20 protein-coding genes are annotated in these 17,359 nt (G+C 66.5%); 7 read left to right on the top strand and 13 right to left on the bottom strand.

Annotated elements, in window-relative coordinates; translation table 11 throughout:
• Positions 1-19: 19 nt before the first annotated feature.
• Both G6N18_RS00290 and G6N18_RS00285 read right to left on the bottom strand, forming a co-directional pair.
• Positions 20-439: a ChaB family protein gene (locus tag G6N18_RS00290; RefSeq protein WP_083005997.1), complete on the bottom strand. Its 420-nt coding sequence runs from the start codon at positions 437-439 to the stop codon at positions 20-22.
• Between the two features lie 21 nt (positions 440-460).
• Positions 461-1,711, bottom strand: a complete 1,251-nt coding sequence (locus G6N18_RS00285) for a low temperature requirement protein A (RefSeq protein ID WP_083005995.1) — start codon at positions 1,709-1,711, stop codon at positions 461-463.
• A 107-nt stretch (positions 1,712-1,818) separates the two neighbouring features.
• On the opposite strand from G6N18_RS00285, the gene G6N18_RS00280 reads away from it, so the two are divergent.
• Positions 1,819-2,541, top strand: a complete 723-nt coding sequence (locus G6N18_RS00280; protein WP_179962342.1) for an IspD/TarI family cytidylyltransferase — start codon at positions 1,819-1,821, stop codon at positions 2,539-2,541.
• Here G6N18_RS00280 and G6N18_RS00275 read toward each other — a convergent pair.
• The 6 genes from G6N18_RS00275 to G6N18_RS00250 form a co-directional block, all read right to left on the bottom strand.
• A complete protein-coding gene (locus tag G6N18_RS00275; RefSeq protein ID WP_083005993.1) occupies positions 2,516-3,217 on the bottom strand; it encodes an IspD/TarI family cytidylyltransferase in 702 nt (233 codons plus the stop codon). The genes G6N18_RS00280 and G6N18_RS00275 overlap by 26 nt on opposite strands.
• 10 nt (positions 3,218-3,227) lie before the next feature.
• Positions 3,228-3,863, bottom strand: coding sequence for an Rv1363c family protein (locus tag G6N18_RS00270; protein ID WP_109749560.1), 636 nt, complete (start codon positions 3,861-3,863; stop codon positions 3,228-3,230).
• The gene (locus tag G6N18_RS00265; protein ID WP_083005991.1) at positions 3,860-4,759 is read right to left on the bottom strand and encodes an Rv1363c family protein; all 900 of its coding nucleotides are present in this window, start codon (positions 4,757-4,759) and stop codon (positions 3,860-3,862) included. Before G6N18_RS00265 ends, G6N18_RS00270 begins: the two co-directional genes overlap by 4 nt.
• A 140-nt stretch (positions 4,760-4,899) precedes the next feature.
• Complete coding sequence (locus G6N18_RS00260) at positions 4,900-6,372, bottom strand: FadD3 family acyl-CoA ligase (protein WP_083005989.1); 1,473 nt, start codon at positions 6,370-6,372, stop codon at positions 4,900-4,902.
• Between the two features lie 46 nt (positions 6,373-6,418).
• Complete coding sequence (locus G6N18_RS00255) at positions 6,419-7,609, bottom strand: amidohydrolase family protein (RefSeq protein ID WP_067224756.1); 1,191 nt, start codon at positions 7,607-7,609, stop codon at positions 6,419-6,421.
• 70 nt (positions 7,610-7,679) lie between these two features.
• A complete protein-coding gene (locus G6N18_RS00250; RefSeq protein WP_083005987.1) occupies positions 7,680-9,227 on the bottom strand; it encodes an AMP-binding protein in 1,548 nt (515 codons plus the stop codon).
• A gap of 90 nt (positions 9,228-9,317) precedes the next feature.
• Here G6N18_RS00250 and G6N18_RS00245 point away from each other — a divergent pair, with 90 nt between their 5' ends.
• Positions 9,318-10,034: an enoyl-CoA hydratase/isomerase family protein gene (locus G6N18_RS00245; protein ID WP_083005985.1), complete on the top strand. Its 717-nt coding sequence runs from the start codon at positions 9,318-9,320 to the stop codon at positions 10,032-10,034.
• A gap of 82 nt (positions 10,035-10,116) precedes the next feature.
• Here G6N18_RS00245 and G6N18_RS00240 read toward each other — a convergent pair whose 3' ends face one another.
• From G6N18_RS00240 to G6N18_RS00230, 3 genes are all read right to left on the bottom strand, one after another.
• Positions 10,117-10,638 (bottom strand): VOC family protein, encoded by a 522-nt coding sequence (locus G6N18_RS00240; protein ID WP_083005983.1) that lies wholly within the window; start codon positions 10,636-10,638, stop codon positions 10,117-10,119.
• A 117-nt stretch (positions 10,639-10,755) separates the two neighbouring features.
• Positions 10,756-11,559, bottom strand: coding sequence for an SDR family NAD(P)-dependent oxidoreductase (locus G6N18_RS00235; protein WP_234806236.1), 804 nt, complete (start codon positions 11,557-11,559; stop codon positions 10,756-10,758).
• The gene (locus G6N18_RS00230; protein WP_083005979.1) at positions 11,556-11,966 is read right to left on the bottom strand and encodes a nuclear transport factor 2 family protein; all 411 of its coding nucleotides are present in this window, start codon (positions 11,964-11,966) and stop codon (positions 11,556-11,558) included. Before G6N18_RS00230 ends, G6N18_RS00235 begins: the two co-directional genes overlap by 4 nt.
• A gap of 84 nt (positions 11,967-12,050) precedes the next feature.
• Between G6N18_RS00230 and G6N18_RS00225 the strand changes: the two genes are divergently transcribed.
• Genes G6N18_RS00225 through G6N18_RS00215 form a run of 3 tightly spaced genes read left to right on the top strand, consistent with a single transcriptional unit; the run spans position 12,051 to position 14,149 of the window.
• On the top strand, positions 12,051-12,473 hold the full coding sequence (locus tag G6N18_RS00225; protein WP_083005977.1) for a Zn-ribbon domain-containing OB-fold protein: 423 nt from the start codon (positions 12,051-12,053) through the stop codon (positions 12,471-12,473).
• Between the two features lie 16 nt (positions 12,474-12,489).
• Positions 12,490-13,635, top strand: coding sequence for a thiolase family protein (locus G6N18_RS00220; RefSeq protein ID WP_083005975.1), 1,146 nt, complete (start codon positions 12,490-12,492; stop codon positions 13,633-13,635).
• 52 nt (positions 13,636-13,687) lie between these two features.
• Complete coding sequence (locus tag G6N18_RS00215; protein WP_083005973.1) at positions 13,688-14,149, top strand: Rv2576c family protein; 462 nt, start codon at positions 13,688-13,690, stop codon at positions 14,147-14,149.
• On the opposite strand, the gene G6N18_RS00210 is transcribed toward G6N18_RS00215, so the two are convergent.
• Positions 14,107-14,775 (bottom strand): TetR/AcrR family transcriptional regulator, encoded by a 669-nt coding sequence (locus G6N18_RS00210; protein WP_083005970.1) that lies wholly within the window; start codon positions 14,773-14,775, stop codon positions 14,107-14,109. The two genes, G6N18_RS00215 and G6N18_RS00210, sit on opposite strands and share 43 nt — an antisense overlap.
• Before the next feature lie 188 nt (positions 14,776-14,963).
• On the opposite strand from G6N18_RS00210, the gene G6N18_RS00205 reads away from it, so the two are divergent.
• Positions 14,964-16,244 carry a cytochrome P450 gene (locus tag G6N18_RS00205; RefSeq protein ID WP_083005967.1) on the top strand — a complete coding sequence of 427 codons (1,281 nt, stop codon included), beginning with the start codon at positions 14,964-14,966 and terminating at the stop codon, positions 16,242-16,244.
• Positions 16,245-16,332: 88 nt separating this feature from the next.
• On the opposite strand, the gene G6N18_RS00200 is transcribed toward G6N18_RS00205, so the two are convergent.
• On the bottom strand, positions 16,333-16,740 hold the full coding sequence (locus tag G6N18_RS00200) for a hypothetical protein (RefSeq protein ID WP_083005963.1): 408 nt from the start codon (positions 16,738-16,740) through the stop codon (positions 16,333-16,335).
• 78 nt (positions 16,741-16,818) lie between these two features.
• Between G6N18_RS00200 and G6N18_RS00195 the strand changes: the two genes are divergently transcribed.
• Entirely contained in the window at positions 16,819-17,346 is a 528-nt protein-coding gene (locus tag G6N18_RS00195; RefSeq protein WP_067224725.1) for an Rv2253/PknI dimerization domain-containing protein, read from the top strand.
• Positions 17,347-17,359 lie beyond the last annotated feature (13 nt).

The following is a 17,359-nucleotide window of genomic DNA, read 5'->3' as shown; positions in this document are numbered from 1 at the left end:
GGCCTTGACGAAATCCGAACTAGCGGCTGCGGGCAGTCGCGCGGCGGTTCGCCTTCTTGATCGCCGATACCAGTTCGTCCTTCGACATCGTCGACCGTCCCGAAACATCCAGCCGCCGAGCGACTTCCATCAGATGTTTCTTGGAAGAGTTCGCATTGACGCCCTCCGCGGTGTCCCCCTTGGCATTAGGGCCACCGCTACGTGCTCGACGGTCTGACGGACCCTTCTTGGACTTGGGCTCCCAGTGGTCGCCGACCTTCTCGTAGCTGTGCTTGAGCGCGCTGTAGGCGACTCGGTGCGCGCGTTGACCTTCGCCGTACTCCTTGGCCGCGGCGTCATGCGCCTTGGCGAAGGTCCGCTGGGCCTTGGCGTCCGACTTCTTCAGCGTGCTCGGCAGTTCGCTCTTTCGGGCACTACCACCCTTCGTTGTCTTCGGCATGCAAGACGCGTACCCGGGGCATCAGGTCCGCAAACCGGTCCGCGAGCGGCGGTTTCCTCCGATGATTTCGTGGCCGACGACGGTCGCGATCGGCGCCAACGTGACGACCAGCAGGCAGTTGGCCATCGAGATCCCCGCCGCCGCAAGCCACACCGCCAAGCCGAGCACCGCGACGGTGAGCCCGATCAGCAGCACATGCACGGCCGCCACCGAGCGCACCATGAGCGCGTGGAGCGCGTACACCGACACCACGAAGATGCCCACGGGCACGGCGACCGTCAGCACGGTTCCGACCGAGCCGAGTTCGGAATGGTGCTCGATGTAGTAGGCGGCCGCATGCAGACCGGCACCGGTCGCGACGATGGCGCCCAGCATCACCATCGGGAAGTACCCGAACCAGAAGGACCGGTCGCGCCGGGTGTGCAGTCGCTCGGCCTGCGGCATCAGGAAGTACATCCACCACATCGCGAACGTGAGCCCGATGCCGGCCACGACGACGAACGCGGCATCGAACGTCCAGCCCTGTGAGTTGACCACCGCCGTCAACGACGCGACCGTGCCGACCACCCCCTCGCCGAGCGCGATGATCGTCAGCAGCCCGTAGCGTTCGGCGATGTGGTGGGCGTGCCACGGCGTGCCGCCACGACGGGTCTCCGCGAGCAGTGGGCCCAGCGTCTCGATTCCGATCAGCACGACGACGATCACCAATGTCACCGGTCCCGACGTGTCCAGGAAGATGCTGACGATCCACAGCGCCTGAGCGAAGGTGACGGCGGCTACGTACGTCAGGCATGCGGAGCGGTGCTGGGGGTCCTGCGCGGCGGCCCGTAACCACTGCCCCACCAAGGCGATACGCATCACGACGTACCCGGCGACCATGACCCGGTTGTCGACGTGTCCACCATGGTCGATGGACGCGAACATCGGCGGGAACCCGAGCGCCATGACGATGACGCCGACCATCTGCAGCATGGTCATCAGCCGGTAGATCCAGTCGTCGGTGTCGTAGGCCGACGCGAACCAACTGAAGTTGATCCACGCCCAGCACACCGCGAAGGTCGCGAACGCGAAACCGAGCAGCCCCGGGCCGACGTGGTTCTCGGCGAGCAGGTGGGCGAACTCGTTGGCCGCGATGCCGAACGCGACCACGAACGTCAGATCGAAGAGCAGTTCCAGCGGCGTGGCCACGCGGTGCTGCTCGTCGGGATCGCGACCGGACATCCTGCGCACCCGGTGCGGTATGGCCGGCGGTGGGTGCTCTGTCTCGCTCATCGTCGCCGTCCTCCTCCGCTACATTCCCACCGCAGTGCATGGCAGCGATCCAGGCAGGGCCGTCCGCCTGTGCGGGCGGCGAGCGCGGTCAGTGCCAAGATACGGGGATGAGCATCCGGGAACCCCACGCCGTGGCCGTGGTGCTGGCCGCGGGCATGGGGGCCAGGGTCGGTGCCGCCGGCAACAAGGCCTACCTTCCGCTGGCGGGTCGGCCGATGGTGGCGTGGTCGCTGGAGACTCTCAGCCGAGTGTCCGACGTCGAGCGCATCGTGTTGGTCTACCGGCGCGGCGAGCTCGACCTGGCTCGCGACGTGGTGGCGCGCGAATTGCCAATGGCCCGGGTGGAGTTCGTCGAGGGCGGTGACAGCCGGCACAGTTCGGAGCTCAACGTGCTGCGCCATCTCACCGCCGCGATCGAGTCCGGGTCGATCGACGTGGTGCTGATTCACGACGCCGCGCGGCCGGTGGCCGGCCCGGAGATGTTCGCCCGCGCGCTCGCGGTCGCGCGCGAGTTCGGCGGTGCCATACCCGCGTTGCCGCTGACCGATGTGGTGACCACCGAGCTACAGCAACCGGCTGGAGCGCCAACGCTGGTTCGGGTGCAGACGCCGCAGGCCTTCCGGGCCGTCCCGCTGCTCGAGGCGTACCGCAGCGCGGAGCGTCACCGCTTCGAGGGCACCGATACGTCGTCGTGCATCGAGGCGTTCACCGATGTTGCGGTGCATACGTTTCCGGGCGAACTGCGCAACATCAAGGTCACTTTCGCGCGCGACATCGCGATCGCCGAGCATCTCTTGGCCGGCGTCAGCACGAATGGTGACTCGCCATGAGCGCCTCGAGGAACGAGGCGTCGCGCGGCAGTTCGGCGATGACGGCCTGCGTGTCGCCGACGACGGTGGTGATCGGCGTGGCCGAACGAATCGCCGCGACGGCCTCGTCGAACTCACCGGCCGACTCGGTGAGCAACCGAGCGAGGTGATCGGCGGCGAATCCGCGCGGGAACTGCACGGCCTGAAGGGTCGAGCGATCCACCGACGTGATGACCGCCCCGCGCTCGTCGACGACTTTCACGCTGTCGGTGACCGGCAGCACGGGCAGCACCACGGGAGCTCCGTCCACCAGGCGCTCGATCACCCGGTCCGCCAATCCCGACGGGGTCAGCGGTTGCCGGACGTCGTACACGAGCACGAACAGCGTTGAAACAGGCTGGCGCACAACGTATTCGAGCGCGGCTGTCAAACATTGTTCCCGGGTGGCGGACCCGTCGGTCACTGCCACCGCAACCGCGGGCATTCCTTCGCGGGTGAGTAGCTCGCGGACCTCCCCGGCAAGGTGTTCGGCGACCGCCACGACGACACGGGCTGGATCGGCGACCGCGTCCAGGCAATGCCGCACGACGCGCGCCAGGGGCGCGTGACCCGCAAGTGGGTGGAACACCGCCGCAGTGTGTTCTGCTGACGGCAACGGCACGATCGCCGAGAGACGTTGGTCAGGAGACGCCGTCACGGCGGCGACGCTACACGGGGTCGAAGGCGTTGATCAGCCAGCGGCCGTCGGACTTGGTCATGCCGACCTTGACCGCGCTCGCAGCGAACGCCCCGTCCGGGTTCTCCTTGCTGGTCGTCGTCTGGTTGACGAAGACCAGTACCACCGCGGAGTCGGGATGTATTTCGGCCACGCCGGCCTGTACGACGGCCGCGTTGGTCTTGACCTGCTTCTCCTTGACCGCCGGGGTCACGATCTGCTCGGTGAACTGGGTGTAGTAGTCCAGGAAGTCACCGGTCAGATGCGACTTCGCGGTCGCGAAATCCTTTTCCATGGATTCCGGGGCATACGACAGCAGCGCCACCGTGCCGGTTTTCGCCGCCTCCAACGCGACCTGTTGAGAGTCCGCGTCGGTCTGCTGGTCCACCCGGAACTGGAAGAAGTACAGCCACGCCGCGACACCCGCCGACACGACGAGCAGGAGCGTGAGCATGATGGCGCCGAGGTGTTTCCCGATGCCCGCCAACCTTTTCGGCCTTCTTTTGGCGGTCGGTTGCGAGGCCGCTTCCTCGACCGCCGTGGACTCCGGCTCGGCTGCCGCGGAGTCCGGTTCGTCGGTGACCGCGGTGTCCACGTCGACCTCTTCGGTGTTGGTTTCGGAACTCACGGTACGAACTCGACTTTCGACATCTTGATCTGGTCACCCTCCCGGACCAGGTCCACCATCAGGCGCCAGGAGCGCGGCTCCTGATTGGCGCCCGCGGAGTTGGTGACCCGCGAGGTGGCCGACACCAGCGCGGTGGCGCTGTTGTCGGTCATCGACTTGACCGCGGCGACGTTGACGGTGACCTCGGTGACCACCTTGGAATCTTTGGCGACCCTGGCGAAGTCCTCGGCCTGCGCCTCGAAGTCCTCCTTGAACTGCCCCGTCGAGTTGTCGATGATGCGTTTGACGTTTTCCTGGGCTTTGTTGAAGTCCAGCGACATCAGGGTCACGACACTCTGTCGCGCCGCCGCGGCGAACTCCGCGGTGCGCTCTTGTTCCTCGACGGCCTGCCGGTGATGCCACACCATGAAACCGCTGGCGACGGCGAATGCCAGGGTGAGGATGATTGCCAGCACTGCGGCGACGATCTTCCACCTGATCCGCGGCATCCGGAGCCGACGGGACCGCTTCGGCGGTGCCTGCGCTTCGTCGGTACCGACGGCGGCGTCCTCAGCCGTCTCGTCGGCGGGCTCGCTCGGTGCAGCCTCGGGTCCGGCCTCCGTTGCGTCGGCGGTTTCCTCGAGCGGTTCGTCGAGCTTCGCGTCGGTCTCCTCGACCGGCGCCGAAACCACCTCGGTCGTCTTCGCCTCGGCCGCCTGCCTGCGTAACCGGATGGCCTTGGCCCGGGCGCGAGCGGCTGCGGCGATCGCCTCGGCCTCCGCCGCTTCAGCCTCGGCCTCCTCGGCGAGGGCGAGCACCTCTTCCGAATCCGCTGGCCGCTGCTCAGGGTCGTCCTGCGGCGGCTGTGCGACGCGATCAGCGTCGATCACCGACGCGCGGCGCCTGAAAGACGGCACAGCGACCTCCTCTGCTTCATGCATCAATCATGAGAATGTCATTATCCAATTTTGAGTATCGCCGCGACGATACCCGCGTCCGCACCGCCCGGCAAACGCCGCTTTCCTGCGGAAATGTTATTTACAGGCTGTGCGCACGCTCAGCCGTGATTGTCCTGAAGGCGGTCCTTCATCACCTTGCCGGTGGCATTCAACGGCAACCTGTCGAGGAACTCTACAGAGCGCGGCACTTTGAAGCCCGCCATTCGCTCCCGGCTCCACGAAATGAGATCCTCTGCCGTGACGCCGTCGTGACCCGGATTGCGCACGATGAACGCCTTGCCGACCTGGCCCATCCGGTCATCGGGCACGCCGATCACCGCGGCCTGGGCGACCGCCGGATGTTCGAGCAGGAAACCCTCGATTTCCGCGGGATAGGCGTTGAAGCCGCCGACGATGAACATGTCCTTCTTGCGGCCCACGATCCGCAACCGTCCCGACTCGGTGAACTCACCGAGATCGCCGGTGTGCAGGAAACCGTCGGAGTCGATGGCCTCGGCCGTCGCGGCGGGGTCGTCGAGGTAGCCCTGCATGACGTTGTAACCGCGCACCAGCACCTCGCCGTCGCCGGCGATGCGGACGTCCACGTCCTCGCACGGCAAGCCGGCCGTGGTCGCGACCTCCTCGGGGGTGTCCCCGGGCCGCGACAGCGTCACGTTGCCCGCCTCGGTGAGCCCGTAGCCGGTCATCAGGGACTGGAAGGGCAACTCGTGGCGGATGCGACGGATCAGTTCCACCGGGATGTCGGCCGCGCCGGTCACCCCCGCCCGCAGGGTCGCGAGCCGGTCCTTGTCGGCGACGGTCAGCAGCGAGTGGTACAGCGTGGGCGGGCCGGGCAGCATCGTGATGCGTTCCTGCTCGACGAGATCGACGACCCGGTCGACGTCGAATGCGGCCACCGGAAGCATCGTCGCGCCGCGCAGGAAGGACGCAACGAGCCCGGCTTTGAGCCCGAACGTATGGAAGTACGGATTGATCATCAGATAGCGGTCGCCTTCGCGGAGATCCGCGAGGGTCGCCCACTCCTCGTAGGCCCGCAGCGTCTGCCGGTGGTTCATCATCGCGCCCTTGGGCCTACCGGTGGTGCCAGACGTGAAGATGACGTCGGCGATGTCGGTGCCCCTCAGGTCGCCGACTCGATCGGACGCCACCCCCGACGCCAGGAAGCCCGAAACCAGGTCGATCACCGGCACACCCGTCGGACCCGAATAGTCCAGCCCGAGAAAATCCTTCTGCACCAGCACGGCCTTGGCGCCGCTGCGGCAGATGATGTCGGCCGCCTCGTCCGGCTTGAACCGGGTGTTGACGGGAACGAGCACACCGCCGGCACTCAACAGGCCGAAGGCCGCGACGATCCAGTTCGCCGAGTTGGGCGCCCAGATCGCGACCCGATCGCCCTTGTCGATGCCGAGTTCGGTGAAAGCTCCTGCGGCGCAACGAATTCGCTGCACCAACTCGGTGAAGGACAAGCGCAGCGGACCGTCGACGACAGCTTCCGCATCGCCGAACCGGTCCGCTGCGCTCAAGACCATCTCGGGGATGGTCTCCCAGGTGTTGATGGCGCTACTCCTCATCGGGCGCGGGGCGCCCTTGATCGTCGTAGCGCGGTGTTTCGGTACGTCACACGGTGACGAGGCGGCCGAGGTTGCCGCCCATGATCTTCGCCTGATCCTCAACCGAGAGGTGCTCGAGCGCGGTCACGTAGTGGGTCGGCTCCGCGAGACCCTCCGGGTGCGGCCAGTCCGAGCCGTAGAGCACCTGCTCCACGCCGATCAGGTTGATCAGGTCGTCGATGCCCTCCTCGTAGAACGGGCTGACGTAGATGCGGTTCTTGATCTCCTCGACCGGGTTGCCCAAGAAGGCCTCTGGGGCCTTCTTGTACACCTCGGCCATCGAGTCCAGCAGCGGGAACATCCACTTCGAACCGGCCTCGACGATGCCGACCTTGAGCTTGGGATGCCGGAACAGCGCCCCGTGAATCACCCAGGAGCCCACGGCATCCTGGATCGGGCGCCACTCGTTGAGGATCGACATCGCGTTGGTCTGGAACGGCAGCATCTCCTGCGCAGCGCCGTCCCACTCCGAGGTGTAGCGGGAGTAACCGCTGTCGGAGGAGTGCATGCCGACGAAGATGTCGTGGTGGACGACCCGCTCCCAGAACGGATCGAACTCGGGCAGCGCGAACGACCGCGGACCGCGGAAGCCGGGCACCGGCGCCGGCCGGATGAGGATGGCGCGGGCGCCGCGCTTGACCGCCCACTCCAACTCCTCGATCGCCTTCTCGACGATCGGCAGCGTGATCACCGGGGTGGTGAAGATGCGGTTCTGGTAGTTGAAACCCCAGACCTCGTCGAGCCACTGGTTCAGCGAGTGGATGATGACGTGGATCGCCACCGGGTCATCGCGCAACCGCTCCTCGATGAGGCTCGCCAGCGTCGGGAACATCAGCGAGCGGTCGACGCCGAGCTCGTTCATCAGCTCCAGCCGCGGCCCGGGTTCGAAGAACGCCGGGATGGACCGCATCGGCTCACCGAAGAGTTCGCGCTTGCTCTTCCCGTCGGGGTTACCGAACTTGAAGTACTCCTCCCAGGCGCCGGGCTTGGCGACGTGGGAGAACGTCGGGTTCGGGATGTAGTTGCTGATCTGTCCCTTGATCGCGATCTTGGTGCGGCCGTTGATCTCGACGTACTGGACGATGTCCTTGTACTCCTTCGGGAGGTACTTGGTCATCGCCTCCGGCGGCTCATAGAGGTGGTTGTCCGCATCGAACAGCGGAAACGGTATATCCACCCGGTGTGAAAGTTGTCCCATGGAACACTCCTTTTCCTCTCGGGAGAATCCTATTCTCATTCACGCCGGAATCGCAACGCCGCGCGCTGTGTCACCGCGCACGCCGCACCTCGTCACGGACGCGGAACTTCTGCACCTTGCCGCTGGCCGTGCGCGGATAGTCCTGCCCCTCCGGGATCCGGTGCAGCTCCTCCGGCCACTTCTGGATCGCGACGCCCGCGGCCTTGAAGTGCGCGCGCACCTCGTCCAGCGTCGGCATGTCATGGCCGTCGCGGATGCGCAGCACCGCGGCCGCCCGCTCCCCCAGCCGGTCGTCGGGTGCGGCCACCACGACTGCCTCTGCGACGCTCGGCATGCTCAACAGCACCTCTTCGACCTCGAGGGCGGAGATGTTCTCCCCGCCGCGGATGATGACGTCGGCCTTGCGGTCGGTGATGGTGAGATAACCGTCGTCGTCCAGCACGCCGATGTCGCCGGTGTGGTACCAGCCCTCGTCGTCGAACGCCCGCGCGGTCAGCGCCTCGTCGGTGTAGCCGAGGCACAGATCCGGTCCGCGCGAAAGGATTTCGCCGTCCTCGGTGAGCTTGATCTCCACGCCGGGACGCGGATCGCCGTCGGTGTAGAGCCGCTTGTCCTCCGGCGCCGTCGGCCTGGATCCCGTGATCGACGGATGCTCGGTGCTGCCGTAGGACCGGAACACGAAGAAGCCCATGTCGGCAAGCCGGCGGGTCACCGCAGCCGGAACGGTGGATCCGCCGAGGCCGACGGTGGTGAACCGGGAGCGATGCGCGTCTGTGCAGTTCGGATGGTCGAGCAGGCTGGTGACGAAGTACGGCGGCCCGCCGCCGATCGAAATGCCCTCAGCCTCCATGAGTTCGAGCACCTTGCCGGGATCCCACACGTCGCACAGGTCGATCGACGCACCCTCGAGCACCGGGATGAGAAACGCGCCGACCATGCCGATGAAGTGCCCCACCGGCGTCGCGGTCAACTGCCTGCCGCGGTCCTTGGGGTAGTTCTCCAGCAGCTGCCGGGTTTCGAAACCCAGCGTCTGATGGCTGTGCACAACGCCTTTCGGGTTGTTCGTGGTCCCCGAGGTGAACGCGATCAACGCAGGGCCCGCCGGATCGGCCGACAGCGTCCCTGTCATCGGCTCGTCGTCGAGAAGCTCGTCGAAGCTGAGCTCTCCCACCAGGCCGACGATCGGCACGGCCGCGGCCAGGTCCGGCTGGAACGCCATCCGACCGAACTCCCGTGCAGTGATGAAGACCTTCGGCCGCGACGTCGACAGGATGTGGCCGAGTTCCTTGCGGCCGTAGAAGTGCACGATCGGCACCACGACCGCGCCCAGGAACGTGGACGCCCAGAACGCGACCGCAGCCTCCATCCAGTTGGGCAGCTGCAGCGCGACCACATCGCCCGGTCCCACCCCCCGCTTGCGCAGGCCCGCAGCCAGGCGTCGGGCCCGCAACTCGACGTCGGCGAAGGTGCCGGCGAACGGACGCACATCGGAGTGCACCCAAAACCCGATGTCCGGATGTGCGGCCAGATTGCGGGCCAACAACTCACCGAGCGTTTCGGGGGTCCACCAGCCTTCTTCCTCGTAGCGTTTGGTCAGCTCGACCGGAATGTTGCGCATGGACTCCCCACACTTGGGCGGCAGCTCCGACTCGAGGCGATGTTATTCTCTGATTTCGAGAATGCCAATACCGCAAATGGAGAACGTTTGATGGTCGACCTCGAGTTGGACGACGGTTTGGCGGTCATCACCATCGATCGCCCGCAGGCACGCAATGCGATCGCACCGGAGACCATGGAGCAGCTGCATACCGCGCTCGACGGAGCACAGGGCGCCACGGCACTGGTGGTCAAAGGCGCCGGCGATCGCGCTTTCGTGTCGGGCGGCGATCTCAAACTCCTGGCCGCGCTGCGCACCGAGGCCGATGCGGCCGCCATGGCACGGCGCATGCGTTCGGTGTGCGACCGCATCGCAACCTTCCCCGGCGTCACCGTCGCCGTCCTCAACGGGCACGCGCTCGGCGGCGGCGCGGAGTTCGCCGTCGCGGCCGACATTCGCCTGGCCGCATCCGACATCAAGATCGGCTTCAACCAGGTGGCGCTCGAGATCATGCCGGCATGGGGCGGAGCCGAGCGGTTGGTGCCGCTCGTCGGCTACAGCAAGGCGCTGCTGCTCGCCGGTACCGGCACCATCCTTTCGGCCGCCGAGGCCGAGCGGATCGGCTTGATCGACCGGGTGCTGGCGCGCGAGTCGTTCGACGACGAGTGGCGCGCGATCGCCCGCCAACTCGCGCACCGTGCGGCGGGCGAGATCAAGCGTGTGATGAAGGGCGCCTCCACCGACGAGGCCGTCGACGCGTTCGCGCGGCTGTGGGTGTCCGACGAGCATTGGGCGGCCGCCGACAAGGCGATGAACCGCGCCAAATAGCTCTCAGTCGTTTCCGCGAGCGTGCATGTCTGCACATGACACACCGCAGATTTTCATCACTTTGCGCACGCTCGCGCGCGGGTCACCCGCCCAGCACCCGGATCGGCTCGCTGCCATCCCAGTTCTCGGCGGCACCGCGGACGAACTGCGCCATGCCGCTGTTAACCTCGTTGAGCTCCATGATCTCGATGACCTGTGCGGGGCTGGAGGGTGGTTCGACGTAGGCGAAGCGGGTGCCGACGTCCTCGCCGCCCGACCATACGACTGGCCAGCCGGCCCGGGCCACGGCCTGCATGGTTTCATCGAAATCAGTTGCCCAGTAAGCAAACTGGTGAAAGCCCTCACCGCTGGCGTCGAGGAACTCGGTGAAGATGCTCGGCGCCTCGCTGTGCTGCTGAATCAGCTCGAGCTGCATGTCGCCGCTGTTGCTCAGCGCCAGCGACTGGGTGATCTCACACGGCTCGCCCCGGTATCGGGCGGCCAGCGTCAGGTTCCGCATGACGAACCAGGGGCCGACACCGAGCTCCAGCCAGCTCTCGATCGCCCGGTCGATATCGGTGACGACATAACCGATCTGACGGATCGGCCCGGGCAGGATCGTCATGACGCCCCGTGGTGCACAACGAGGGCGAGTCGGCCGTCGGCCTCGCCGGGGCCGGGTTCCGGATCGGCCGTCTCACGGACGTCGAGCTTGCCGTCGCGTAGCACCACCGCGCGCATGTCAACCCTTCCTCTTGGCGGCGAAATCCGTTGACGCCGCGCTGATCATCTCGACGAGTGTGCGCCGGTCGACCGTCCACACCTGCTGGGCCATCGCCCGGTTGTTCTCGCCCACCACGAAGGTCGGCCCGTTGCCGATGTTTTCGATGATTTCGCGGGCGACGTCCTCGGAGCGCATCTGCGTCTGCGGGTCGTGCTCGACACCCATCCGCGCCAACGCCGGGGTGTAGGTCATGCCGAGCGGTGTGCAACACACATCGACATTGTGCGGGCGCAACTCGGCCCACAGTCCTTCGGCGAAGGTGTGCTGGAACGCCTTGACCGCGGAGTACACCGCGAGAGTGGCCGAGCCGGCCAGGCAGGCCAGCGACGCGACGATCACGATGCCGCCGCGGCCGCGCGCCCGCATCGCCGAGCCGAAGTGATGGGCCAAACCCATCGGCCCGACGCAGTCCAGCGCCACCTGTTTGAGCGAGTAGTCGATCTCGTTGTCCAGGAACGTGTTCGTGCGGTCGGAGGCGCCGGCGTTGTAGACCAGCAGCCCGATCTCGAGGTCGTCGGTGGCCGCGGCCAGCTGCGTCACCACGTCGGGCGAGGTCAGGTCCTGGACGACGACACGGGTCTGGACGCCGTGTCGATCGCGGAGCCGGGCGGCGACCTCCTCGAGCAGGGGGCCGTTGCGGGCGATCAGCACGACATCGAGTCCGCGTTCGGCCAACTGGTCGGCCAGCGCGGCACCGATACCCTCCGACGCTCCGGCGATCACGGCCCACGGCCCGTACCGCGCGGCGAACTCGGACGTCACTGCGCCGCGCTCATCACCCGCGCGATGTTGGTGGTGCGCTTGACGATGCGCCATCCCTCGGCGGTGCGGGCGAGTTCGTCGTCGTAGTGGCCGAGCGCGTCGATCCAGCTCGCCGAATCCCCGGGGACCGCCTGCAGTATCGCGTGCACGTAGGACCGCGCCGTCGCGCTGTTCCCGTCGACGTGCACCACCGCGTTGGAGATGCGGTGATACGTCTGCCCCATGCCGCCGTGGATCTGCTCCATCAGCGTGGTGAAGTCGTCGGGATCGTTGTGCCGACCGAGGTCGCCGTAGTCGATGTCGACGTCGTCGGCCCAGCATGTGCGAAACAGCGCCCAGTCCTTAGAGTCGATTCCGGTCGCGTAGCGGATGAGCACCTCGGTGATCTGCGCTTTGTCATCGTCCACACCGCGCAGGCTAACAGCCGGCGCGCTCGGGTGACGATTAGGTTCTCTCTAGACGAGAACGTCATTTCCGGTTATCGTCGGCGCGTGCCGACACAGCAAGTGGCGCTCGCGCCCGAAATCTCGACCTGGCCCGATGACAACCCGCAGCTGATCGGAAGCCGGTGCGGCGCATGCGGCGCCACCGCGTTCCCGGTCCAGCAGCGCTGCCCGCGGTGCAGCGCCGGGGAGATGTCCGAACTCAAGCTGCCCCGACGCGGCACGCTGGTGGCGTGGACGACGCAGGGATTTCCGCCGGGCGCGCCCTACAAGGGCCCGACCGGCAACGACTTCGTGCCTTTCGGCGTCGGGCTGGTCCAGCTCGAGGACGTCATCCGCGTGGAGGGCCGGCTCACCGAGAACGACCCTGCCAAGCTGGAGTTCGGTATGGACGTTGAGCTGACGATGGTGCCGTTCACCACCGACGACGACGGCCACGAGGTCGTCACCTTCGCCTTCAAGCCCGTCTAGACCCAGGAGTACCGAGATGACAAACGACGTGGCGATCATCGGCGTGGGGTTGCACCCGTTCGGTCGATTCCCGAAGACGGCGATGGAGATGGGCGCCGAGGCCATCCAGACCGCGCTCACCGACGCCGGCGTGGACTGGAAGGACATCCAGTTCGGTTTCGGGGGCAGCTATGAGGTTTCCAATCCCGACGCGGTGACTCGCCTGGTCGGCCTGACCGGCATCACGTTCACCAACGTGTTCAACGCATGTGCCACCGCCGCGAGCGCGATTCAGCAGACCGCCGACACCATCCGGCTCGGCAAGTACGACATCGGCATTGCGATCGGCCTGGACAAGCATCCGCGCGGGGCGTTCACCGACGACCCGGCCAAACTGGCACTGCCCCAGTGGTACGCCGAGAACGGCCAGTTCGTCACCACCAAGTTCTTCGGGATGAAGGCCAACCACTACCTTCACAAGCACGGCATCTCGCAGGGCACGCTGGCCAAGGTGGCGGCCAAGAACTTCCGCAACGGTGCATTGAACCCGAACGCGTTTCGCCGCAAGCCAATTCCGGAAGAGGAGATCCTCAACTCCACGGTGCTGAACTATCCGCTGACGCAGTACATGTTCTGCGCGCCCGACGAGGGCGCCGCGGCGGTCATCATGTGCCGCGGTGACATCGCGCACCGCTTCACCGACAAGCCGGTGTACGTGCGGGCCACCGAGATTCGCACCCGCCGCTTCGGCGCCTACGAAGTCCACGCCACGTCAGCGCCGCTGGACGAGGACGCCTCCCCGACCGTGTACGCCGCCAAGGCGGCCTATGAGGCCGCGGGCCTGGGCCCCGAGGACGTCGACGTCGCCCAGCTGCAGGACACGGATGCGGGCGCCGAGGTCATCCACATGGCTGAGACCGGCCTGTGCGCCGACGGCGAGCAGGAGAAGCTGCTCGCCGACGGCGCCACCGAGATCCACGGCTCGCTGCCGATCAACACCGACGGCGGGTTGATCGCCAACGGTGAGCCGATCGGGGCCTCGGGGCTGCGGCAGGTGCACGAACTCGTCCGGCAGTTGCGCGGCGAGGCCGGCGACCGCCAGGTGCCCGGCGAGCCCAAGGTGGGATTGGCCCAGGTGTACGGCGCGCCCGGCACCGCGTCGGCGACGATCCTCGCGCGCTGATGCGGTTCTCGATTCGGGGCCTGACCCGCGAACATCGTTCTAAGATCCGGAAATGATCTTCGCGCGCAGCCCCCGTCGCCCGGCCCGGCCCGCTTTGCTCGCTGTCGTGGCAGCAACCGCGCTGACGGCCGGCGGCGTGCTGTCGGTCAACGCGCCGGCCGTGGCGCAGGGTCCTCCGCCACCGCCACCGTTGCACAACGTCAAGTACTCCGTCTTCGCCGAGCAACCGTTCTACGTCGACATCTACTACCGCGACGTCGACCCGCCGAACTGGGCCGCGTACAGCCACAATCCCTACGAGTTCAGCCCGAAGGTCCAGGCCCAGGTCGGCCCCGATCAGCAGTGGAACCTGGACGTGCAACTGGCCGACCCGAATCGATGGGCGATGGTCACGGCGACCAGCGGGCCCGGCGAGGCGACGCCGAACATCCACTGCGTGCTCGCGGTGGACGGGGTGGTCGTCGCCACCCATCAGGGTCCGAAGGGCGCGCTCTGCTCGATCCGGAACTGGTGACCAGCCGGCGGACTCGTGCGATCGGCCGGAAGCGGTTCACCCTCCAGCTGACGAATCCACTTCTCGCAGAACGCGAATGTCTCGGCGTGGCCGGTCGTCATGCCGAGCGCCCGTTCCACCACCAGCGCCTGCGACACGCTGGTCGCGAACACCGTCCACACCACCGGCGGCACTTCGCTGGTCTGTGCGCCGTACCGCTGGAGCGCGGCGGCGATCGCCTTGTTCTGCTCTTCGCGGAACCGTTCGGCGTAGTAGATGATCTCGGCCCGTAGCGCCTTGCGGTGATTGGCCAGGCCCATGAACTCCATCGTCAGCCGGGTGGCTTCCGGCTGGGTGCTGAACCGCCACAGCGCCCACAGCGGCTGCGGCGACGCGAGCGCCTCGGTGAGCATTTCGAGGCCCGCCTCCGCCATCCGGCGAAAGACCGCCAGGAACAAATCTTCCATGGTGCGGAAGTAGTAGTGCACGAGTTGCGGTTTGAGGCCCGCCTTGTCCGCCACCCGTCGCGACGTGACCGCCGCGTAGCCCTCCTCGAGGAGCAACTGTTCGGCGGCGTCGAGCAGCACGCCGCGGTTCTTCGCGTCCGGCGCTCCGATCCTTCGCGCCGGCCCAGAAGCCGTTGTCATTTGATCATTTCTCTTTCCCGCCCCATCCGACACGCCGATCGTAGTGGCGGGCCCGTCGTGTGACCTTGACCCCGACCTTAACCCCATGCTAAGCAAGTGCTCAGCATATTCAGTCAAGTAATTCAGTGAGCGGCGACGTCCGCTCATCACCACGCGGGTAAGCGTTGACCCTGGAGGGCTTACAGACCATGACCACAGATTTCGATTCGGTTGACTACTTCACCGATCCCTCCCTCGTTCCCGACCCGCACCCCTATTACGACCACATCCGGTCGAAGGACCCGGTCTGTTGTCCGATCGACAACGGCGTGCTCGCGGTGACCGGTTGGGACGCCGCCAACAGCGTCTACAAGGACAGCGAGAACTACTCGTCCTGTGTTGCGGTGATGGGTCCGTTCACGCCGATGCCGTTCACGCCCGAGGGTGACGACATCTGCGAGCAACTGGAGAAACACCGCACCGAGATCCCGATGTTCGAGCACATGGTCACGATGGACCCGCCGCAGCACACCGACGCGCGGTCCATCCTGGCCCGATTGCTGACGCCCAAGCGCCTCAAGGAGAACGAGGACTTCATGTGGCGGTTGGCCGACCGCCACATCGATGAGTTCATCGCCGACGGCCGCTGCGAGTTCCTCGCCGCGTACGCGAAACCGTTCTCGCTGTTGGTCGTTGCTGACCTGCTCGGTGTTCCCGAGGAGGACCACGAGGCGTTCCGCGACTCGTTCGGCGCGCAGCGCCCGGGATCGAACATCGGCGGCCTCGATCACGAGGTGATCGCGACCAACCCGCTCGAGTGGGCCGACGAGAAGTTCGCGCGCTACATCGAGGAGCGCCGGGAGAACCCCCGCGACGACGTGCTCACCTCGATCGCCACCGCGAAGTACCCGGACGGATCGACGCCCGAAGTGGTCGACGTGGTCCGCACCGCGACGTTCCTGTTCGCAGCCGGCCAGGAGACCACCGCCAAACTGCTCGGCGCCGCCATGCGGGTGCTCAGTGACCGGCCCGACATCCAGCAGCAGTTGCGCGACGACCGCAGCCTCATCCCGGTCTTCGTCGAGGAGTGCCTGCGGATGGACAGCCCCGTCAAGAGCGTGTTCCGGATGGCCCGTAAGACAACGACTCTCGGAGACACCCCGGTGCCCGCGGGAACCACGGTGATGGTCAGCCCCGGCGCGGCCAACCGCGACCCCAAGCGGTTCGACAACCCGCACGAGTTCTCACTCGACCGCAAGAACGTACGCGAGCACATTGCGTTCAGCCGCGGCATCCACTCCTGCCCCGGCGCACCGCTCGCGCGTGTCGAGGGCCGGGTCTCGATCGAGCGCATCCTCGACCGGATGGCCGACATCACGGTCAGTGAGGAGAAGCACGGGCCGATCGACGCCCGTCGGTACCTCTACGAACCGACGTTCATTCTGCGTGGGCTGACGGAGATCAACATCGAGTTCAAGCCGATCGGCTGAACCGCGCCCGGCGCCGAAACTGCGGGGAGATAGTACTTTTCGCGGTTTCGGTGGTCTGTGCGCAGTCTCGGCGTTCAGGTAGAACGGCTCAGAGGTCCCCGCGCTCCCAGTACGTTCGGCCGTCCTTCGCCACGCAGGTAAGGAAGAGACCGTCGGGCGCCTGGGCGACCTCGCCGTCCATCCCGGGACACAGATCGTTCTCCAGTTTGACGCCGTGCATCTCCGGTGATCGGAACCAGCGCGGCTCGTAGCGGCGCGGAGATCCGCAGAACACCAAGCGTCCCCACGACGTCACCCCGAACACGTAGTAGGTGGTGTTGTTGCAGTAGGAACCCAGCACGACGCCCGGCCGGATGCCCGGCGTGCAGTTGGGGCTCCTGCATTCGGCGCCCGGCGGCGGCAGCGGCGGCAGCGCGGGTTGTGCGCCCGCGGGGGGCGCACCGGAAAGCAACGCGGGAGTCACCAAGGCAGCCAACACTGCGACGACGGATCGCACTGCGCCATTGTCACATACGCGGGGAACGAAATTCTCCCTTTCGGAGAGGATATGCACTGGCCACGATAGGCTTTCGGCATGCGTGCAGTAGGTCTGGCCGCGGGCGCCGCGGCAATCGCTCTGGTCGGAAGTCTAAGCGCCACGACGCCGGCGCACGCCGACGATTTCCAAGTTGCGCTCAACGGCACCTATCGGGTGATGTCCGACGGGGAATGGGCGAAGCGGGGCATGGCGCCCGGTGGCGCCGACGTCTTCTTCGACCAGAAGACCGTTGTTCAGACCTGGACGATCAGCACCGACTGTGTCAGCCCGATCGAGTGCACGGGCGTCGTGCACAGCGATCTCGGCTGGACTGCGACCATTCGGCTCGACGACTTCTGGTATATCGATCACGACATCCCCGACTGGCTTCGGTGCCCCGACGGCAGCACCTCCCCCGGCCACCAGAAGTTCATTTTGTTGGGCTGGAATCCCACCATCAATCAGCGAATGACCAAGAACACCGACTTCCTCATCGGCCGCGATCAGACCAAGGGGCCCAGCGGGGCGTGTGGCACCAATCACCCCGTCGTGATCGAAATGCCGGTCAAGGTACAGAAAATCTGACCGAACCGGCGTG

Source organism: Mycolicibacterium celeriflavum, from assembly GCF_010731795.1.
GTDB classification, from domain to species: domain Bacteria; phylum Actinomycetota; class Actinomycetes; order Mycobacteriales; family Mycobacteriaceae; genus Mycobacterium; species Mycobacterium celeriflavum.
This window is presented reverse-complemented; position numbering and strand designations above follow the sequence as displayed.